The organism is Mesorhizobium sp. LEGMi-168a (assembly GCF_058312955.1).
The window spans coordinates 15,961-33,170 of record NZ_JBZEGV010000001.1; the positions used below are offsets into that span (position 1 = coordinate 15,961).

The 17,210-nt window shown below is 64.4% G+C and carries 17 protein-coding genes; 10 read left to right on the forward strand and 7 right to left on the reverse strand.

The features are described from left to right. Positions 1 to 76: 76 nt before the first annotated feature. The gene (locus tag AC4FWB_RS00065) at positions 77 to 343 is read left to right on the forward strand and encodes a hypothetical protein (RefSeq protein WP_059185639.1); all 267 of its coding nucleotides are present in this window, start codon (positions 77 to 79) and stop codon (positions 341 to 343) included. Between the two features lie 96 nt (positions 344 to 439). Here the strand turns inward: AC4FWB_RS00065 and AC4FWB_RS00070 are convergent, their stop codons facing one another. Continuing rightward, the gene (locus tag AC4FWB_RS00070; protein ID WP_491023754.1) at positions 440 to 1,342 is read right to left on the reverse strand and encodes a LysR family transcriptional regulator; all 903 of its coding nucleotides are present in this window, start codon (positions 1,340 to 1,342) and stop codon (positions 440 to 442) included. A gap of 260 nt (positions 1,343 to 1,602) precedes the next feature. Between AC4FWB_RS00070 and AC4FWB_RS00075 the strand changes: the two genes are divergently transcribed. Genes AC4FWB_RS00075 through AC4FWB_RS00105 form a run of 7 tightly spaced genes read left to right on the forward strand, consistent with a single transcriptional unit; the run spans position 1,603 to position 9,703 of the window. Continuing rightward, a complete protein-coding gene (locus AC4FWB_RS00075) occupies positions 1,603 to 3,117 on the forward strand; it encodes a leucyl aminopeptidase (RefSeq protein ID WP_491023755.1) in 1,515 nt (504 codons plus the stop codon). A gap of 38 nt (positions 3,118 to 3,155) precedes the next feature. Further along, entirely contained in the window at positions 3,156 to 4,061 is a 906-nt protein-coding gene (locus tag AC4FWB_RS00080; protein WP_491023757.1) for a proline iminopeptidase-family hydrolase, read from the forward strand. Positions 4,062 to 4,079: 18 nt separating this feature from the next. Further along, the gene (locus tag AC4FWB_RS00085; RefSeq protein ID WP_491023758.1) at positions 4,080 to 5,741 is read left to right on the forward strand and encodes an ABC transporter substrate-binding protein; all 1,662 of its coding nucleotides are present in this window, start codon (positions 4,080 to 4,082) and stop codon (positions 5,739 to 5,741) included. 41 nt (positions 5,742 to 5,782) lie between these two features. Continuing rightward, positions 5,783 to 6,778 carry an ABC transporter permease gene (locus AC4FWB_RS00090; RefSeq protein ID WP_491024318.1) on the forward strand — a complete coding sequence of 332 codons (996 nt, stop codon included), beginning with the start codon at positions 5,783 to 5,785 and terminating at the stop codon, positions 6,776 to 6,778. Continuing rightward, positions 6,778 to 7,749: an ABC transporter permease gene (locus tag AC4FWB_RS00095; protein WP_491023759.1), complete on the forward strand. Its 972-nt coding sequence runs from the start codon at positions 6,778 to 6,780 to the stop codon at positions 7,747 to 7,749. The genes AC4FWB_RS00090 and AC4FWB_RS00095 overlap by 1 nt, the downstream gene beginning before the upstream one ends. Then, positions 7,746 to 8,705 (forward strand): ABC transporter ATP-binding protein, encoded by a 960-nt coding sequence (locus AC4FWB_RS00100; protein WP_491023760.1) that lies wholly within the window; start codon positions 7,746 to 7,748, stop codon positions 8,703 to 8,705. Before AC4FWB_RS00095 ends, AC4FWB_RS00100 begins: the two co-directional genes overlap by 4 nt. A gap of 8 nt (positions 8,706 to 8,713) precedes the next feature. Then, positions 8,714 to 9,703, forward strand: a complete 990-nt coding sequence (locus AC4FWB_RS00105) for an ABC transporter ATP-binding protein (protein ID WP_491024319.1) — start codon at positions 8,714 to 8,716, stop codon at positions 9,701 to 9,703. 44 nt (positions 9,704 to 9,747) lie between these two features. Here AC4FWB_RS00105 and AC4FWB_RS00110 read toward each other — a convergent pair whose 3' ends face one another. The 4 genes from AC4FWB_RS00110 to AC4FWB_RS00125 all read right to left on the reverse strand — a co-directional run bounded on the left by AC4FWB_RS00110 (position 9,748) and on the right by AC4FWB_RS00125 (position 13,538). Further along, positions 9,748 to 10,302 carry a hypothetical protein gene (locus tag AC4FWB_RS00110; RefSeq protein WP_491023761.1) on the reverse strand — a complete coding sequence of 185 codons (555 nt, stop codon included), beginning with the start codon at positions 10,300 to 10,302 and terminating at the stop codon, positions 9,748 to 9,750. A gap of 99 nt (positions 10,303 to 10,401) precedes the next feature. Then, a complete protein-coding gene (locus AC4FWB_RS00115) occupies positions 10,402 to 11,484 on the reverse strand; it encodes a YcjF family protein (protein WP_491023762.1) in 1,083 nt (360 codons plus the stop codon). Continuing rightward, complete coding sequence (locus tag AC4FWB_RS00120) at positions 11,481 to 12,971, reverse strand: YcjX family GTP-binding protein (protein ID WP_491023763.1); 1,491 nt, start codon at positions 12,969 to 12,971, stop codon at positions 11,481 to 11,483. The genes AC4FWB_RS00115 and AC4FWB_RS00120 overlap by 4 nt, the downstream gene beginning before the upstream one ends. A 63-nt stretch (positions 12,972 to 13,034) precedes the next feature. Next, on the reverse strand, positions 13,035 to 13,538 hold the full coding sequence (locus AC4FWB_RS00125; protein ID WP_126100510.1) for a SixA phosphatase family protein: 504 nt from the start codon (positions 13,536 to 13,538) through the stop codon (positions 13,035 to 13,037). Between the two features lie 265 nt (positions 13,539 to 13,803). Between AC4FWB_RS00125 and dksA the strand changes: the two genes are divergently transcribed. Next, positions 13,804 to 14,220, forward strand: a complete 417-nt coding sequence (dksA, locus tag AC4FWB_RS00130) for an RNA polymerase-binding protein DksA (protein WP_126093785.1) — start codon at positions 13,804 to 13,806, stop codon at positions 14,218 to 14,220. 90 nt (positions 14,221 to 14,310) lie between these two features. On the opposite strand, the gene AC4FWB_RS00135 is transcribed toward dksA, so the two are convergent. Continuing rightward, entirely contained in the window at positions 14,311 to 15,102 is a 792-nt protein-coding gene (locus AC4FWB_RS00135) for an SDR family NAD(P)-dependent oxidoreductase (protein WP_491023765.1), read from the reverse strand. A gap of 189 nt (positions 15,103 to 15,291) precedes the next feature. Between AC4FWB_RS00135 and AC4FWB_RS00140 the strand changes: the two genes are divergently transcribed. Continuing rightward, positions 15,292 to 16,296 carry a sigma-70 family RNA polymerase sigma factor gene (locus tag AC4FWB_RS00140; protein WP_491023766.1) on the forward strand — a complete coding sequence of 335 codons (1,005 nt, stop codon included), beginning with the start codon at positions 15,292 to 15,294 and terminating at the stop codon, positions 16,294 to 16,296. A gap of 31 nt (positions 16,297 to 16,327) precedes the next feature. Here AC4FWB_RS00140 and AC4FWB_RS00145 read toward each other — a convergent pair whose 3' ends face one another. Further along, complete coding sequence (locus AC4FWB_RS00145) at positions 16,328 to 17,032, reverse strand: hypothetical protein (RefSeq protein WP_491023767.1); 705 nt, start codon at positions 17,030 to 17,032, stop codon at positions 16,328 to 16,330. Positions 17,033 to 17,210: the final 178 nt, after the last annotated feature.

Consider the following 17,210-nt stretch of genomic DNA (forward strand, 5'->3'; position numbering starts at 1 on the left):
CGGCTTCGGCCATTGGGCTTCGGCCATTGGGAGGCAGCGGCGATGGGCCGCTGCCTTTTTTGAGGAGATGATTGACATGAAGAAGTTTTTGCTCGTTGCCGTTGGTGTTGCGGCGCTGGCCGTTTCGGCCTGTTCGAAGGGGCCGGAGTGCACGCAGGAGATCGCCACCAAGAAGGCGCAGGACATGGCCGCCGCGCTTCAGGAAGCGATCACCAAGGATCCGAGCAAGGCGGCCGATCTGACGGCCAAGGTGCAGGCCGTGACGACGAAATACCAGAACGCCACGACGCTGGACGAAGCCTGCAAGGCCTATGACGAAGTGACCGCCGCCATCAAGGGTTGAGCGCAACCCATCGAGCAATGCGGAGGCGGGGGCCATATCGCCGCCACCTTTTTTTGTTTGCGTGCCGCTTGAGGCAGCGCAGCTTCCCGAGATGCGCTACGCGATAGCCATGGTCCGCTTGTGATCGGCGATCTCGGCGAGCAGCCAATCCTGGAACAAGCCGGTGCCCGGCTTGTTTCCGATGCTGCGGCGCTGATGCAGGTAGATGCCGGCGGGATAGGTGTGGCGGGCGCTGAACGGGGCGACAAGCTTGCCTTGCTGCAGAAGGTCCTGCGCCATCATGGTGTCGGCTAAAGCGATCCCGGCACCGTTTATCACTTCGCGCATGATCAAGGTGCAGTCGTCGAGGGTCGTGCTGGATTTCGGCGTGGTGTCCAAGACGCCTTCCTGTTCCAGCCAACGCCGCCAGCGCATGCTCTCGCATTCGTGGATCAGATGATGATTGACCAGGTCGGCAGGCGTTCTGAGCGGCACCGGTCCTTCGAGTAGCAAGGGCGCGCAGACCGGGGTCAGAACCAGTGGGATCAGCAGCGTCAGGGCCGGGCCGGCCTTGTAGACGAACTCGTCGACAATGGCCAAATCGAAGTTGGCGCGCTTGCCCGAGGTCGAAATCTCCAGATCCACGGATGGATGCAGCCTGCGGAAATTCGGCAAGCGGTCCGCCAGCCAAAGGTTCAGAACCGCCGGCACGCAGAGCACCCTGACGCGCTGGGTCCTGCCGTGGCCCGGGCCATCGACGAAGCTGACATCGCCGGTGGCGCGCCAGATGGCCTCGAATGCCTCGGAGAGAGAGCGCGCATAATATGAGCCCCTGATGGTCGGGGTTATTTGGCGGAAGCCACGCTCGAACAAATCCTGGCCAAGGTTCCGCTCGAGCGCGCGGATGTGGCGGCTGACGGCCGAGGGCGTCAGATGCAGCTCCTCAGCCGCATCCTTGATGCTGCCGAGGCGCGCGGCGGCCTCGAAAGCGCGCATGCCATTGAGTGAGGGCAGGGCCATTGGCCGATCATGAATTGTCAGTTGAGTTTTTGTCAATCGACTTGGGCAAAATTGGCGTTTGATCGTCTGGCCGGTTCGAGGATACCCAAATGGCAAGAGCGACTTAAGTCGCCGTCTGAAAACAATTATCTGGGTACTCCGATACCATTTCCCCAACGGCGCGGACCGGCCTGACCGGTTTCGACCGGTGGCAGGAGAGGCTTTGCGTAGGACGCAGCCGACATGGCCGGAGCAGCCCGCAAATGGGAGAACGAGCTTTTATGCCTCAGTCGCCGGCGCCGGTCTTTGAAGCGGCGAACGAGATTTCCGCGGAAACCTCCGTCGTCGTGATCCTGCAAACCGCGCAGAACGGTTTCGGTCCCAGGGCAGCTGCGCTCGATGCCGAGATGAACGGGATCCTGTCGCGCGCTTGCTCCGATCCGGCCGCGCTTTCTAAATCCGGCACCTGTGTCGATGTCATTGCCCCCGAGGCTGTATCGGCCCGGCGCGTGGTGGTCCTGGCATTGGGCCAGGCCGAGACCGTAACCACGCTTTCCCTGGCGCGTGCCGGCGGTCTGCTTGCCGCGCATTTGGAAGGCAAGGGCGAATGCGCGGCCACGCTGGTGCTGGACCCGCTCGCAAGTGTCGATCTTCCGGCAGCGGAAGTCCTGGCGCGGGTCGCGCTCGGCATGCGGCTGCGGCGCTATCGCTTCGACATGCGCAACCGGAGGCAAGGAGCAGGCGCCGACCGAACCTTGCGGGTGCAATTGATCGGTGCGGCCGGTTCGGATCTGACCTCGGCGCTGGCGCGGGTCAATGCCATCGCGGACGGTGTCGAATATGCGCGCACGCTGGTCAACCTGCCGCCGAACCATCTCCACCCCGACAATTTCCATGATCATCTGGAGCCGCTGCGCGAGGCAGGCATCGATGTCGAGATACTCGACACGTCCCGGCTGAAAGAGCTCGGCATGAATGCGATCCTTGCCGTTGGGTCGGGGTCGCCGCGAGCCCCGCGTGTCGCGGTCCTGCGCTATCGCGGCAAGGGCGCTCCCGCGCAGCCGCTGGCCTTTGTCGGCAAGGGCGTCTGCTTCGATTCCGGCGGTCTGTGCATAAAGCGCGGCGAGCAGATGTTCGATATGAAGGCCGACATGGGCGGTGCGGCCGCCGTGGTCGGTCTGCTGATCGCGCTGGCCCGGCAAGGCAGTCCCGTGCATGCCGTCGGCGTGCTCGGCATTGCCGAGAACATGCCGTCCGGTACCGCGCTCAAGCCTCGCGACATCATCACGACGGCGTCGGGGCAGACCGTAGAGGTGTTCGACACCGATGCTGAAGGCCGGCTGATCCTGGCCGACTGCCTCTATTACGCCGCCTCGCGTTTCAACCCCTCGGTGATTGTCGACCTGGCGACGCTGACCTATTCGGTGATGCGGGGCCTGGGCTCGATATTCGCCGGCCTCTTCAGCACCGACGACACCATCGCCTCGCGCATGATCGCGGCCGGGGAAAAGGTCGGCGAACGGTTCTGGCAGCTGCCGCTCGACCGGGCCTATGAAGAAGGGCTGCAATCGCCCTTCGCCGATATTCGTCATCACGCCAAGGACATGGAAGACGGCGACGCGCCCTATGCGGCGGCCTTCCTGCGCAATTTCACCGAGGACCGTCCCTGGGTGCACCTCGACATAGCCGGCAAGGAACTGGCCGACAAGGATCGGCCGCTTGGCCGGGAAGGCGCCACGGCGTTCGGCGTGCAGATGCTGGAAGAGTGGGTGCAGTCCGGCCGGGCGGCGAACTAGGCGGCAACAGCATGTCTTCAACCGCGCAAGGAACCGGGATGTCGACCGAGATCGTCAGCAAGGAAGGCCGGGCCGGCTTCGGCGCCTATGAGACCTGGTATCGGATCAGCGGCGAGCTCGATGCCGGCAAGGCTCCTGTCGTCATCCTGCATGGCGGGCCGGGCGCAGCGCATAATTACGTCGACGCCTACAAGCTTCTTTCCCGAGGCGGCCGCGCCGTCATCCACTACGACCAATTGGGCTGCGGCAATTCCACCTTGCTGCCTGAGAAAGGCGCCGATTTCTGGACGCCCGGGCTCTTCATCGACGAATTGGAAAACCTCGTCGACCATCTCGGCATCCGCGGCGGCTTCCACGTGCTCGGGCAGAGCTGGGGCGGCATGCTGGGCGCCGAATATGGCGTGACCCGGCCGAAAGGCCTGAAGTCACTGACCATCGCCAACTCGCCGGCTTCCATGAAGCTTTGGGTCGAGGAGGCAAACCGGCTGCGCGCCGATCTGCCCAGGGACGTGCAGGAGACGCTAACCCGGCACGAGCAGGCCGGCACGACGGATGATCCGGCCTACCAGGAAGCGACTATGGCGTTCTACGAACGGCACGTCTGCCGGGTCGTGCCGTTCCCGCCAGAGGTGACGGAGACTTTCGCCCAGATCGTTCGCAATCCGACCGTCTACAATGTGATGAACGGCCCGAACGAGTTCCACGTCATCGGCACGCTGAAGAGCTGGAGCGTCATCGACCGCCTGCCGGCCATCGAAGTTCCCACACTTCTCATCTCCGGCCGTTACGACGAAGCCACGCCCGCGACCGTGCAGCCCTTCATGGACGGCATCAAGGGATCGCGCTGGGAGATATTCGAGCATTCCAGCCACATGCCGCATGTCGAGGAGCAACAGGCGTGCATGCGGGTGGTGGGAGGCTTCCTGGACGACAATGACAACTGAGAAAAGGGGAATGACGACATGAAGAAACTGCTTTTGGCGGCGTCGGCCGCGGCACTGCTGGCCGGCTCGTGGCTGGCCCCGGCGCAGGCCGAATATCTCAAGGAGCACCGAGGCGGCACCATCCGCCTGCTCGCCCGCTCGGCTGCCGGAACGCTCGATCCGCACATCAATTACACGGACCAGGGCTGGCAGATGTACCAGCCGATCTATGACGGCCTGGTCACTTTCCGCAAGGCCGAGGGCGTCGACGGCTTTTCCGTCGTTCCCGATCTGGCCGAGGCGCTGCCCACGGTCAGCAATGACGGCAAGACCTTCACCTTCAAGCTGCGCAAGGGCATCAAATTCTCCAACGGCCAGGATCTCGGCGTGAAGGACGTCGTCGCCTCCTTCCAGCGCATCTTCAAGGTTTCCGGGCCGACGTCGGGCACCTTCTATGCGGGCATCGTCGGCGCCGACAAATGCCTGGCCGACACCAAGAGCTGCACGCTGGAAGGTGGCGTCGTCGCCGACGAGGCGGCCGGCACGATCACCCTCAATCTCACCAAGCCGGACGCCGAGATTCTCTACAAGCTTGCCTTGCCGCATGCCGTGATCCTGCCGGCGGACACGCCGACGGAGGACATGGGCTCCAAGCCCATCCCCAGCACCGGCCCTTACATGATCTCGGCCTTCGATCCCAACAAGGGCATGACGGTCTCCCGCAACCCGAACTTCAAGCAGTGGAGCGAGGAAGCCCAGCCGGACGGTTACCCGGATGTCGTGCAATATGATTTCGGCCTCTCGGAAGAGGCGGCGGTGACCGCGATCCAGAACGGCGAAGCGGACTGGATGTTCGACGCGCTGCCCAGCGACCGTCTCGGCGAACTCGGCAGCAAGTCGATGGACCAGCTGCACATCTCGCCGCTTTCAGCCTGGTGGTATGCGCCGTTGAACACCCGCATGGCGCCGTTCGACAATGAAAAGGCGCGCCAGGCCGTCGCCTTTGCCGTCGACCGCAACACGCTGGTCAAGCTGTTCGGCGGCAAGGTGCTGGCTTCGCCGGTCTGCCAGGTCCTGCCCCCGGACTTCCCCGGACATGAGGACTATTGCTCCTTCACCAAGAACCCGAGCGCCAAATGGTCGGCTCCGGATGTCGACAAGGCCAAGCAACTCGTCGAGGAATCGGGCACCAAGGGCCAGAAGGTGACCATCATCGTCGAGGATACCGCCATCTCGCGTTCCATTGGCGTCTATCTGCAGAGCGTGCTGACCAACATCGGCTACGTCGCCGACGTCAAGCCGATCTCGTCCAACCTGCAGTTCACCTATATCCAGAACACCAACAACAAAGTGCAGATGTCCGTCACCCAGTGGTACAAGGACTATCCGGCTGCGTCGGACTTCCTGAACATCCTGTTCAGCTGTGCCTCCTATCGCGAAGGCTCGGACGCCTCGATCAACATTTCGGGCTTCTGCGACAAGGACATCGACGCGCAGATGCAGAAGGCGCTGGACCTCGGCGTGACCGACCAGAAGGCAGCCGACAAGCTTTGGGCGGCAATCGACAAGCAGGTGACCGACAAGGCGCCGGCGGTCGGTCTCTTCACGCCGAAGCGGCTTGATTTCGTCAGCAAGCGCATCGGCAATTTCAAGTTCAACCCGCAGTTCAACTGGATTATCACCCAGTCCTGGGTGCAGTAACGAACCGCGGAAGGCACATCGTGTCCAGCCAAGTCGCCGCCATGCCGCGCAAGACGCGAGGGCCCTGGGCCGTCGCGTTTGCGAAGCTGGCAACGGACAGGGCCGCCATGGCGTCCCTGGCCGTGTTCCTCCTCATCGTTCTCGCCTGTTTCAGCGCGCCGCTCTACGCGAAATGGGCAGGCACGGATCCGTTCGCCTCGACGCTCGACGCCGTCATCCAGATCGACGGCGCCGACGCTCCGGTGATGGAGCAATCGACCGAGGGGCTGGGGCTTGGCTACACGCCGATCGGTCCGACCTGGCGGCTCGGCAATTACTTCCTCGGTGCCGACAGCCAAGGCCGCGACGTCATGGCAAGGCTGCTCTATGGCGGGCTCAACTCGCTTTTGATCTCCGGCGCCGCCACCATCTTCACGCTGATCTTCGGCACGCTGGCGGGATTGATCGCCGGCTATTTCGGCGGCATCACCGACACGGTGCTTTCGCGCTTCCTGGACGTGCTCTGGGCATTCCCGATCTACCTGCTGGCGATCTCGCTTTCCATCGTCACCATCGCGCAAGGCATCGCGATCGGGCCGATCGAGATCCAATCGGGCAGCCTATGGCTGCCGATCATCATCATAGGCATCGTCTATATACCCTATGTAGCGCGCCCGATCCGCGGGCAGGTCCTCGCCCTGCGGCACAGCGAGTTCGTGCTCGCCGCCATCAATCTTGGCGTGCCGGGCTGGCGCATCCTGTGGCGTGACATCCTGCCCAATATCACCACGACGCTGATCGTCTTCGTGCCGCTGATGATGGCGCTCAACATGCTGACGGAATCGGCGCTTTCGTTCCTGTCGATCGGCGTGCAGCCGCCGGCAGCCAGCTGGGGCACCATCATCCAGGACGGGCAGGCGCTGCTCTACACCCGGCCGCTTGTGGCGCTGGTGCCCGGGCTGGCGATCGCCGCTTCTGTCATGGCGCTCAATGTCTTCGGCGACGGTCTGCGCGATGCGCTCGACCCGCGCTCCAAGGTCCGACTGGGGCGCGACTGATGCTTTACGCCATCCTTCGCCGTTTCGGTCAGATGCTGTTCGTGATGTTCGGCATCTCGGTCATCGTCTTCCTGATCTTCTTTGCCACGCCGGGCGCCGATCCTGCCGCGCGCATCGCCGGCCGCAACGCTTCGCCGGAAGTGCTGGCGGCGGTGCGGCACAGCTTCGGCTTCGACCAGCCGCTCTATGTGCAATACACGCGCATGATGGAGAAGATCTTCGTCACCGGCGACCTGACCTCCTTCGTCAATCGCGGCTGGAAGGTCGTGCCGGCCGTCATGGATTCGATCCCCGTGACGCTTTCGCTGGTCTTCGGCGCGGCAATCCTGTGGGTGGTTATGTCGATCGTCATCGGCATCGTCGCCGCGGCCACCCGCGACAGCTGGCTGGACAAGCTGCTGATGGCGCTGGGCCTGCTCGGCATTTCCATGCCGGTCTACTGGCTGGGCGAAGTGATGAACCTGATCACCCAGAGTCGGTATCACGACAGCTGGGCGTTCTCCTGGGTGCCGCCGCTCGGTTACAAGAATTTTTCCGACGATCCGAAAGGCTGGTTCCTGACGCTGGTCATCCCATGGATCACGCTGGCCATCCTCTATATCGGCATCTACGGGCGCGTGCTGCGCGCGGCCATCATCGAATCCATGCAGGAAGATTATATCCGCACCGCCCGCGCCAAGGGCCTGTCGGAGACCCGCATCCTGTTCCGCCATGCGCTGCGCACCTCGCTCATCGCCTTCGTAACGCTGTTCGGCCTCGACTTCGGCGCGCTGGTCGGCGGCTCGGCCTTGCTCACTGAAGTCGTGTTCGGCCTGCACGGCATCGGCAAGCTCACTTATGACGCGCTGCAGAACCTCGACCTGCCGATGATCATGGCGACAGTCATGTACGCGTCGATGTTCGTGGTGATTGCCAATGCGGTCGTCGATTTCGTCTACATCCTTCTCGATCCGCGCCTGAGGGCATCATGATACTGTCGGTGCGCGATCTCAAAGTGTCCTTCCGCACCCATGACGGGCCGGTGCGCGCCATCGACGGCGTTTCCTTCGATCTCGAGGAAAGCGAAATCCTTGGCGTCGTCGGCGAATCCGGCTCGGGCAAGACGGTGTCGCTGCTTGCCGTGATGGGCCTCATCACCGATCCGAACGCCACGATCGAAGGCTCGATCCACTACAAGGGCCGCGAGCTCGTCGGCCTGCCGCCGCGCGAGCTGAGGCGCCTGCGCGGCAACGAGATCGCGATGATCTTCCAGGATCCGATGACGGCGCTGACGCCGGTCTATACGATCGGCTGGCAGATCGCCGAACAGATCCGGGCGCATCGCGGCGTCAGCAAGGCCAAGGCGATGGAGCGCGTCGAAGAGCTGCTGGCGGAAGTGAATTTCCCCAATCCGCATGAGGCGATGTCGCGCTATCCGCATCAGCTTTCGGGCGGCATGCGGCAGCGGGCGGTGATCGCAATGGCCTTGTCCTGCGATCCGGCGCTGCTGGTGGCCGACGAGCCGACCACCGCGCTCGACGTCACCGTGCAGGCCGGCATTCTCGACCTCGTGCGCAAATTGCGCGCCAAGCATAAGTCGGCCGTGGTTTTCATCACGCATGACATGGGCGTGGTCTCCGAACTCGCCGACCGCGTCATGGTCATGTATGCCGGCCGCGTGGTGGAACGTGGCAGCCGCGCGGAGCTGTTCTCCGATCCGCGACACCCCTATACGCGGGCGCTGCTCGGTTCGATCCCGCCGCTGACCGGCCAGAAACCGCGCCGCCTGCCAGCGATCCCCGGTTCGCCGCCGTCTTTGCTACGGCTGCCGCAAGGCTGCGCCTTCGGTCCGCGCTGTCCGGTCCGCTACGAGCCTTGCGAGGTCGACAGGCCGGGTCTCGGCAACGGCGGCCACGCGGCCGCATGCTTTCGGGTGGCACAGGCATGAGCGAAGCAATGATTGACGCCGACCGCCCGATCCTCGAGACGCGTGCGCTGGCAAAGCGGTTCTCGATCGGCACCCGCTTTTCCGCCGAAGGCCGACGAACCGTCCATGCGGTCGACAATGTCTCGCTGACCGTGCGGCGCGGCGAGACGGTCGGGCTGGTAGGCGAATCCGGATGCGGCAAGTCCACGCTGGCACGTTGCCTGGTCAGGCTCTACGACATCACCGACGGCAAGCTTCTGTTCGAGGGCGACGACATCACCTCGAAATCCCTGTCTGAGCTGAGGCCGCTGCGTCGCCGCCTGCAAATGGTCTTCCAGGACCCTTCGGCCTCGCTCAATCCGCGCCGGCGCGTCGGCGATCTCGTTGCCGAGCCGCTGCGTATCCACGGCAAGCTTTCGCCCAAGGAGATCGGCGCGCGGGTGGCCGAGCTGTTCGAGCTGGTCGGACTGCTGCCGGACCATGTAATGCGCTATCCGCATGAATTCTCCGGCGGCCAGCGGCAGCGCGTAGGCATCGCGAGGGCGATCGCGTTGAACCCCGACCTTGTGGTGCTGGACGAGCCCGTCTCCGCGCTCGACGTGTCGGTACAAGCCCAGATCGTCAACCTGCTCGCCGATCTGCAGGAGAAGCTGAAGCTCACCTATATGTTCATCGCCCACGATCTGTCGGTGGTGCGCCAGGTCTCGACCCGCATCGCCGTCATGTATCTCGGCTCGATCGTCGAGGAAGGACCGGCGGAAGAAGTCTTTGCGACGCCGGCCCATCCCTACAGCCAGGCGCTGATCTCGGCGGTCCCCGTCGTCGAGACGACGCCCACGGGCGCGCGCAAGCGCATCATCCTCACCGGCGACGTGCCGAGCCCACTCAAGCCTCCGTCCGGATGCCGTTTCCACCCGCGATGCCCTATCGCGGTTGAACGCTGCCGTTCGGAACGGCCGGACCTGAAGGAATATCGTCCAGGCCGCAAAGTGGCCTGCCACTTCCCGACCGTGAGCTAAGTTGTCTTTTTAACGGATGGCAGGGTCGCTGGAACCACGCCGGGTCAGTTCTTGGCGATGGAGCCGACTTCGACCGTGTCGACCCGCTTCAGGCTCATGCCGATCACGGGCACCAGTTGCTTGTTGACGCGCACGGCGACCGTCACGGTCATCGAATTGTCGTCGGGGATACGGGCCTGCATGACGCCGTTCAACTGATTGCGGTTGATGGTGAAGACCACCTTCTGCGGGTCGACGACATTGCCGCCGATGATGTCGAGCCCATTGCCGGCCGAGCCGCCCATGAAGTTGCCCTTGTAGCCATCGCGGCCGTTGCGTTCGACGGTCGCGGACATCTTCTGGGTGAAGACGCCGACCCGGCAGTCGCCATCGAGGCTCATGCCGATCTTGCCGTCAGGCGTGGAGCCGTTGAAATTGCAGGTGAATTTCGTGCCCTTGTATTTGCCGGCGATGATTTCGCCAGGGCCGACCCATTTGCCTTCGACCGAACGGAAGAACTGCTTGTCCGGCTCTGCGCCAAAAGCCTTTTCGACGAGGCCGAGCGGTGCGGCGAGCGCAACCGTCACGGGCAGGACGCAGGACAAGATCACGCTTTTCATGGACGACACCCGGCACGACAGAGTCTGTTCTTGGGACAGGAACGACCATGAACAAGATTGGTTAATGCTTCGTCACCGCCGGCTGTTTCGGCATTTACCTTACTGCTCGGCCTGGCCGTCCTTTCGCGTCGCGAACGAGGTCAGCGCTGAGAGGAAATCGCCAAGGCCAGGGCGCTTGGCTGCAATGAACGGCAGCGGCCGCGTCGTTTCCATGGCCGCGATGCCGATGCGCGCCGTCATCATGCCGTTGACCACGCCTTCGCCAAGCTTTGCCGAGAGTTTCGCGGCCAGCCCGTGACCGACGATCTGCTGCACGAAACTGTCGCCGACGGCGATCGAGCCGGTCACCGCCAGATGAGCGAGCACGCCGCGCGCCAGCCGAAAGAAACCCAGCGTGCCGGGACGGCCGCCATAAAGTTCCGACAGGCGCCGGATTAGCCTGCCCGCCTCGAACACGACATAGGCGACGTCGACAAGCGCGCGCGGGCTGACCGCCGTCACCAGCGAGACGCGTTTTGCGGCTTCCAGGATCATCGTCTTGGCGCGGGCGTCGAGCGGCGACAGGATCTCGGTTTCGGCAAGCCGCACCAGATTGCCGCCGTCGATGATTTCGCCGCGCAATTCGGCAAGCGAGCGGCGGCCGGCCGCGGTCTCGGGTTTTGCCGCGACAAAAGCGGAAAGCTCGTCGACCAGGGCGCGGGCGGCCTTGGGGTCGTCGCGCGCCACCGCGTCCAAGGCGCGTCGCTGCAGCTTCTCGACCTCGGCGAGGCGAGCGATTGCGAGGAATTCGCGGATAAGGATGACCAGCAGCGACAAAAGCGCGACTGCCGCCACGCCGGCCGCCAGCCATCCCAGCCACTCGGCGCGCGCGAACAGGTCGCGGATGAGCTGGTCCGTCCACAGGCCGACCGCGAGCGAGACCAGCACACCGAAGGCGCCGAAAAACAGGCGGGCGAGCAGCGAGCGTTTCCTTGGAGCGGTCGCCGGCGGCGGCGCGGCCTCTCCGATATCCGGCTCGTCGAAGACGTCGATCTCGGAAGGAATGACGACCGCGACATCGGACCTGGCGGCTTGCGGCTTGCGCGCGGGCCGTTCGTCGGCGCGATGCTTCGGCGGTAGCTCCTGCCTTGGCGCTGGCTCCGGCTCGATGCGGAAGGCCGCCGGTTTGCGGGGCGGGGTCATGCCAGGTGATCTCCGATCAGGAACTGCAGCGCGCGGTCGAGCCGGATATGCGGCAGCGAGAGCGTGACGCCTTCGGCCGTGCGCTCGAGCTTCGGCGGACGGAAGCGCACGAAACGGATCGCCGGCTCATTGTTTTCAGCCTGCGGCCAGGGGCTTTCGGCCTGCGACCCGGGAAGTTCGAACACGGCGTTGACCTTTTCCGGCAAGTCTCCGGGGAATATGGCGGTTTCGGTTATGCCGTCGAATGCCTCGCCGTTGATCGTCTCGCCCTTCAAGGGCGTGCCGATGATCACCGGCAATGTCTCGCGGCCCTGCTTGACCGTGCCTTCGCGGGTCGAGCGCACGGCCGCCATGGCGACGACGTCGACATCGGCGCCGCTGAAGTTCGCCCGCGCGACGGCACGGTCCGCCAGGCGGCGCACGATCGCCTGCAGCCGGTCATGGCTTTCGTGGTGCAACTGGTCGGCCTTGGTCGCCGCCAACAGGATGCGGTCGATGCGCCGCGAAAACAGGTCGGTGACGAAATTGCCTCGTCCGGGCCGGAAGCAGGAGAGGATTTCGATGACGGCGCGTTCGAGGTCGGCCATGGCGGCCGGGCCGGCGTTGAGCGCCTGCATGGCGTCGATCAGCACGATCTGGCGGTCGAGGCGGGTGATGTGCTCGCGAAAGAACGGTTTCACGACATGCGTCTTATAGGCCTCGTAGCGCCGCTCCATCATCGCCTGCAGCGATCCAGGGCGCCGCCTTTCGGACAATTTCATCAGCGGCGCAAAGGTCAGCGCCGGCGAGCCCTCCAGATCGCCGGGCATCAGGAAACGGCCGGGCGGCAGTGTCGAAAGCGCGCGCTCGTCGAGCTTGCAGGCCTTGAGGTAGGCGGCGAAGCTTTCGGCGAGACGGCGCGCCGTCATCTCGTCGGCGTCGGCGTCCGGATCGATCGAGGAGGCCAATTCCCGCCAGGCCTGCGATAGGCCGGACCGCACGGGCAGTGCCGCCAGCTCGACCGCCTCGCGGGAGAAATCGGCGAAGGATTTGCCGAGCAGCGGCAGGTCGAGCAGCCATTCGCCGGGATAGTCGACGATGTCGACCGACAGCTTTCCCGCCGAGAACAGCCGGTTCCAGCCGGAGGCCGATTCGTATTCGATGGTGAGCCGCAGTTCAGAAATGGCGCGCGTCGAATCCGGCCAGACGCGATCGTCGACCAGGGCGGCTATATGGTCCTCATACTGGAAACGGGGAACGGCGTCGTCCGGCTGCTCCTCGAGGAAGGCGCGGGCGATGCGACCCGACTTTTGCGCCTGGAACAGCGGCAGCCGGCCGCCATGGATCAGGTTGTGCACGAGGGCGGAAATGAACACCGTCTTGCCGGCGCGGGAAAGACCGGTGACACCGAGGCGCAGCGATGGAGAGAAGAGCTCCGCGGCGCGGCCCGACAACGTGTCGAGCGCAATTCTCGCCTCGTCGGTGAAAGTGGTCAGCGATGATGCCAAATCTGCCTCTGGGTCGCCCGTCAGGGTCCGATATAGGCCTTGAGCAGGGCGTTTGAAATGGTGTCAGAGATCGGCGGGGGTCAGAAAGGCTTCGAGATAGCCATTGCCCTGGCCTGCTTCATCGAGATCGCCGGGAAAGCGCACCACGGCGAGGCCGGAGGTCGGAAAACCGTGGTTCAGCATGCCGCGCGCGGTCTCGTCGCCGTCGCCCGACACCGCCATGGCGAGATCCTCCGTCATCGGGTTATGGCCGATCACCAGCAACGAGCCGGCCCCGCCATTCTTGCGGATGATGTCGAGGTAGCCGGCGGCATCCTCGCTGTAGAGCGTGTCGAAGAACAGCACCCGGCCGGTGTCGGTGCGGCCCGCAAGACCCTCGAGCGTCTGCCGCGCCCGCTTGGCATTGGAGCAAAGCGTGACATCGGGCACATAGTTGCGGGCCCGCATGGCATCGCCCATCGCCTCGGCGTCGGCCATGCCCGATTCGTCGAGCGGACGATCGAAGTCGCGAACGCCGGGCAGCGCCCATCCGGCCTTGGCATGCCTCAACAGATAAAGTCTGCTCAACCCGATCCCTCACTGCTGCCAAGCAACGAAAATCCGCCCAAGGCGTTATGGGATTAGCCACGAGAAGCGTCCCATGCACAATGGCCGGCATCGCTCAAACATAGCGAATCGTACAGGAATTCGGCTGTGCCCTTACTGCGAAAGGCGCTGTCTGTGCTGGCCTCCCCCGCACTAACAATTGCGTGAAACTGTCGCCGATTGCGCTTGTGCAGCCTTCGGTCCGCGAATATATAGGCGCCAAATTTGGGGTTGTTGGGTGAGTCGAATGAACGATATCGCTACCGCCGATTACGTACCCTCCGAAGACGAGCCGTTCATGAACGAACGGCAGAAATCTTACTTCCGCATGAAGCTTATCACATGGAAGAACGACATCCTCCGCGAAGCGCGTGAAACCCTCGAAATCCTCCAGCAGGAAAACGCCAACCACCCCGACCTGGCCGACCGCGCCTCTTCCGAAACCGACCGAGCCATCGAACTGCGCGCCCGCGATCGCCAGCGTAAGCTGATCTCGAAAATCGATTCCGCGCTGCAGCGCATCGACGAAGGCACCTACGGCTATTGCGAGGAAACCGGCGAGCCGATCGCGCTGAAGCGGCTCGATGCCCGCCCCATCGCGACGCTGTCGATCGAGGCGCAGGAGCGCCACGAGCGCCGCGAGAAGGTCTATCGCGACGACTGACGCGGGCCGGTATGAAATTTGCAAAAATGGCCGGGATCGCCGGCCATTTTTTGTTTTCGGCAGGCAGTGGAAGCGGCCTTCGTAGGCCGCTTATTCGCTTAGGGTACCCATGGTCAGGTTGACGGTGGTTCCCGTCATCCCGCTCGCCCGGTCCGAGGCCATGAAGGCCGCCATGTTCGCCACCTCGTCGAGAGCCATCGCACGCTTGGGATGTGTCGTGCCGGCGAGATAAGCCTGAAACTGGTCCCAGCTCATGCCCGAAGCCTCCGCCTTGAGCTCGAAGATATCGCGCATCGTGGCGGTCTCGGGAATGCCGTGCGGCCGCAGGCCGACCACGCGAATGCCTTGCGGCGCGAGCTCGTAGGACAAATCCCGCGTGAGGGCTTCCTTGGCCGCCTGCGCCGGGCCGTAGCCACCGTTGAGCGGGGTGCCGATGCGCGCCGGCAGCGCGGTGACGGTCATGATCACCCCGGATTTCTGCGGGATCATATGGGTCGCCGCCGTGCGCGCGGTCAGGAAGTAGGAGGTCGTATAGGCCCCGACTGCCAGCGCGAACTGCTCGACGTCCATCTTGGCCAGCGGCACGCCCAATATCGCCGCATTCGCCACGCCGACGGCGTTGAACGAGATGTCGATGCGGCCGGCCTTGTCGACCACCGATCGCAGATGGGTCGCCACCGACGGCTCGTCGAGCGCGTCGACCACCGCGGCCTCGGCGACGCCACCGGCCCAAACAATATCTTTCACGGCGGCCTCGACGGGCGCCCGCCTGTGCCCGGTCAGAAAGACCTCGGCGCCCTCGCTTGCAAATGCGCGCGCGACGGCTCCGCCGATGGCGCCGCCGGCGCCATAGACCACCGCAATCTTGCCCTTTAGCAACATGTCCTGTTCCTTTCGATTTTTGCTTCCTGGCCGCTCGAACGCATCGGCGCGTTGGAGCCACACGCAGATAAAGACACCTGCGCACCGCAAAACTGGGCGCACCGCAAAACGGGGCGCCGCCCATTTCAGGCCGGAGCCGGTGTCTAACGGGAAGAAGCGACGGGAAGCCGGGAGAGCGCGATGACGAGCATGGCCGATCTGATCGAGAAGGCACGGGCAGGCGATGGTGAAGCGTTCCGGGACCTGATTGCGCCGCATCGGCGCGAGCTACAGCTGCATTGCTACCGCATGCTCGGGTCCTTCCAGGATGCCGAAGACGCCCTTCAGGACACACTGCTCTCGGCCTGGCAGGGGTTCCACGGCTTCGAAGGGCGCGCCTCGCTGCGCACCTGGCTCTACCGGATCGCCACGAACCGCTGCCTCAACGCCCGGCGCACCGCCAGCCGGCGGCCCGCAAAGGCGTGGGACATTCCCGGCGTCGAACCGCCCGAGCCGACCGGGCTCGGCGAGGTCGTCTGGCTGGAGCCGTTTCCCGACAGCCTGCTCAACGGCGCGTTCGAGGCGCCACTCGGCCCGGATGCGCTCTACGAGCGGACGGAGTCCATTTCACTGGCCTTCGTCACCGCCATGCAAGTGCTGCCGCCTCGCCAGCTCGCCGTGCTTATCCTGCGCGATGTTCTTGGTTTCGGTGCGAAGGAAGTCGCCGAAATGCTGGATTCGACTGTAGAATCGGCCAACAGCGCCCTCAAGCGAGCGCGCGCCGGCCTGCGGCGGCGGCCTCCGCCATCCGCCGGTCGTGAGCCGCCGCCTGTCGCCCATTCGGCGCAGGAGAGGGCGATCGTGGCGAAGTTCGTCGGAGCCTATGAAGCCGCCGATGTCGACACGCTGGTGACGCTGCTGACCGACGATGTGTTCATTTCGATGCCGCCAATGCCGCTCGAATATCAGGGGCGAGCTCTTGTGGCCCGTTTCTGCGCCGGGATTTTCGGCGCGGGGCGCAGGTTCGACCTTGTGGCGACCAGGGCCAACGGACAGCCGGCCTTCGGCGCCTATTTGCGCGGATCCGACGGCATCAGCCATGGGATCGGCCTCATCGTGCTGACCCTGTCCGGGGATCGGATCTGCGCCATGACAAGGTTCGAAAACAGCGTGTTGCCGTGGTTCGACCTGCCGCGAACGCTTCCAGGCCGGTAAGCCACTGGCTATCAGGCCGTGTATTGCCGGGTCAGCGTTTGTGGCTGGCAAGCTCGCCGAGAAGTTTGGTCATCTCGTCATCGAGCGAAGGTTTTGCTGCCGGCTTGCTGCTTGCCGGCTTGGGGGGCGACTCGTCCAGCGATGCCTCGAGTTCGTGCATCAGCGTATCGTCGATCGAGTCGTTGGAGGGCGGCGGCGGGGCATGCCGGACGCTGCCGTTCGCTCCATAGGCAGGGAGCGGCATGACTTTCGCCGTCGGCTGGCTCGGCGCCGTTGGCTTGGGCGCGGAAGTTGCCGTGCGCGGACGCGCGGGCTCGGCAGTTGGCGCCGGCGGCGGCGGGTGCTTCGCCGGTGCCGGCGCTGGCTGTGGCGGGCGCGGGCGCGGCGCGGCGGCCTGCTGCTGGCCGCTGTCGCCGGTCAGCGCCGGGCGGCGGGGCGCGGCCAGCCTTATGTCGCGTTCGACCACGACATCGGTCGGGCCGCCGATCAGGATCAGGTGTTCGATATCGTCGCGCCGCACCAGCACCAGCCGGCGGTGGCTGTCGACAGCAGTGGCGTCCATGACGGCGAGCCGCGTCTTGCGGTTCCTGCCGCCGGCAACGAAGGTGCCGAAGGTAAGGTTGCGGACCACCTTGATGACGAGCAGGACGACGACCAGCAGGATAAGGGCTGCAAACGTCCACAGGATTGCAGCGACATAACCCGGACCCGCCACGCTATCCAGCCACTGCAGCATCGGTGCACCCAATCGCCATTTGTGAGGTGAGGCGACACTAGACCGTTGGGACTAGCGACCGCAAGTTCGCATCACGCATCGTGAACAGTTTGAAACATGAATCGTTGATTTTATCGGACATTTGCCGTCTGGACCTTTTCCGCTACAGGAGAATGTGATTCAACCGGCCGTTCGCGGG

Coding starts and splice junctions, on each gene's coding strand:
- AC4FWB_RS00065 (WP_059185639.1), top strand. CDS start 77: ATGAAGAAGTTTTTGCTCGTTGCCGTTGGTGTTGCGGCGCTGGCCGTT.
- AC4FWB_RS00070 (WP_491023754.1), bottom strand. CDS start 1,342: ATGGCCCTGCCCTCACTCAATGGCATGCGCGCTTTCGAGGCCGCCGCG.
- AC4FWB_RS00075 (WP_491023755.1), top strand. CDS start 1,603: ATGCCTCAGTCGCCGGCGCCGGTCTTTGAAGCGGCGAACGAGATTTCC.
- AC4FWB_RS00080 (WP_491023757.1), top strand. CDS start 3,156: ATGTCGACCGAGATCGTCAGCAAGGAAGGCCGGGCCGGCTTCGGCGCC.
- AC4FWB_RS00085 (WP_491023758.1), top strand. CDS start 4,080: ATGAAGAAACTGCTTTTGGCGGCGTCGGCCGCGGCACTGCTGGCCGGC.
- AC4FWB_RS00090 (WP_491024318.1), top strand. CDS start 5,783: ATGCCGCGCAAGACGCGAGGGCCCTGGGCCGTCGCGTTTGCGAAGCTG.
- AC4FWB_RS00095 (WP_491023759.1), top strand. CDS start 6,778: ATGCTTTACGCCATCCTTCGCCGTTTCGGTCAGATGCTGTTCGTGATG.
- AC4FWB_RS00100 (WP_491023760.1), top strand. CDS start 7,746: ATGATACTGTCGGTGCGCGATCTCAAAGTGTCCTTCCGCACCCATGAC.
- AC4FWB_RS00105 (WP_491024319.1), top strand. CDS start 8,714: ATGATTGACGCCGACCGCCCGATCCTCGAGACGCGTGCGCTGGCAAAG.
- AC4FWB_RS00110 (WP_491023761.1), bottom strand. CDS start 10,302: ATGAAAAGCGTGATCTTGTCCTGCGTCCTGCCCGTGACGGTTGCGCTC.
- AC4FWB_RS00115 (WP_491023762.1), bottom strand. CDS start 11,484: ATGACCCCGCCCCGCAAACCGGCGGCCTTCCGCATCGAGCCGGAGCCA.
- dksA (WP_126093785.1), top strand. CDS start 13,804: ATGAACGATATCGCTACCGCCGATTACGTACCCTCCGAAGACGAGCCG.
- AC4FWB_RS00135 (WP_491023765.1), bottom strand. CDS start 15,102: ATGTTGCTAAAGGGCAAGATTGCGGTGGTCTATGGCGCCGGCGGCGCC.
- AC4FWB_RS00140 (WP_491023766.1), top strand. CDS start 15,292: ATGGCCGATCTGATCGAGAAGGCACGGGCAGGCGATGGTGAAGCGTTC.
- AC4FWB_RS00145 (WP_491023767.1), bottom strand. CDS start 17,032: ATGCTGCAGTGGCTGGATAGCGTGGCGGGTCCGGGTTATGTCGCTGCA.